The sequence below is a fragment of the Desulfovulcanus sp. genome (genome assembly GCF_982781345.1).
In genome coordinates this window covers 1-1,494 of sequence record NZ_CEYAEZ010000149.1, presented here as the reverse complement: position 1 = coordinate 1,494, position 1,494 = coordinate 1, and the positions used below count along the sequence as shown (strand labels likewise).

General features: G+C 47.3%; 1 protein-coding gene. It reads right to left on the bottom strand.

Annotated features, from left to right (window positions below):
- Positions 1–189: 189 nt before the first annotated feature.
- Positions 190–1,324 (bottom strand): IS3 family transposase gene (locus tag AC3WVG_RS11785; RefSeq protein ID WP_488798312.1). Its coding sequence is split into 2 segments (ribosomal slippage): positions 190–1,035 and positions 1,037–1,324, totalling 1,134 coding nucleotides; the frame shifts between segments, so codons are not numbered across the junction.
- Positions 1,325–1,494: the final 170 nt, after the last annotated feature.

The following is a 1,494-nucleotide window of genomic DNA, read 5'->3' as shown; positions in this document are numbered from 1 at the left end:
TCTTGATTGTTAGAAAAAACGTTCAGATGATATTCAAATCATTGGATAGACTAACGAAGAAACTCTCAGAAGCTTCTTCAAGAACTGTGGAAGTCGCTTCGATGATGAATGATAAGGTGGACCCCATTGTCAAGACCACTTTTGTCTGAGTTTAAGGTGTAATAAGATGGCCTTGAAATACCCTATCATCTATGCAGCCTCCTTAAGCTCAGATGCCCCGAAATATGCTTCAGCGGGAGTTCTATCACCAAGCCCCTGATGTGGCCTTTCATTGTTGTAGAACCAGAAATAGTTCCTGAGGCCTTCTTTCAGTTCCTCCACCGTCTCGTAGTCTTTGATATATATGTCCTCGTACTTGACCGTACGCCATAGCCTCTCAACCATGATGTTGTCCATAGCACGACCCTTGCCGTCCATGCTTATCCTAATTCCATGCTCCTTCAGTACCCCAGTAAAGGATTGGCCAGTATACTGTGCCCCTTGGTCAGTATTAAAGATATCCGGTTTTCCGTGGACCCTCAGGGCCCTCTCCAGGGCACTTACACAAAATCCATCATCCATGGTCACTGAAATCTCCCAGGACAGCACATAGCGGCTGTACCAGTCCATCACCACCGTCAGATATACAAAGCCACCCCTCAGCCGTATGTACGTTATATCACTGGCCCATACCATATTCGGACAATTGATATTCAACCCCCTGAGAAGGTATGGGTAAATCTTGTGCCCTTCGCCGGGTACTGTTGTACGCTTCCTCGGTGCTATGGACGAAAGACCCATTAGTCTCATCAGCCTCTGAACTCTCTTTCGATTCACCTTGTAACCCAGCCTTCTCAGGTACTTCTTCATCTTCCTGGTGCCGTAAAAAGGATGTCTGGTGTATTCTTCGTCAATAAGTCTCATTAGCTCCAGATTCTCTTCAGACTCGCCTCCAGGCTTCCTGTAGTAACTGGATCGTGGAAGACCAAGCAACTCACACTGCCTGCGTACACTCAGCCTCGGATGTTCAGGTTCTATCATAGTCCGCTTCTCTGCCACTGTCAGTCGAGTAATCCGGTCTTTTTTTGAGCCAGTCTACCTCTATCTGAAGTTGACCGACCTTGCGATACAGTTGATCCCGTTCTCGCTCGATTCGCTCCGCCTCCCGGTCTTTGCCACGGCTGAATACCTTAGGGGCAGCTTCAAGGAGTTGCTTTTTCCACAGGTTGATCTGGTTCACATGAATTCCGAATTCCTGAGCAAGCTCGTTCGCTGTCTTTTGTCCCTTGATAGCTTCAAGGGCAACCTTCGCCTTGAATTCGTCAGAAAATCTCCTGCGTCTCACTTCGGACTCCCTTTCTCAGAATTGCGATCTTCACTCTACCATATTGTCCCATCCTCGGGGTCCACTATATTGCTTATCTTTCCCGTATTGAATGCAGTTGCTATTTTGCTAAGTGCTCTTACAGGCTCCCCTATGCGAGAATTTGAAACTGCTAAAAACCTGTTGTCCGA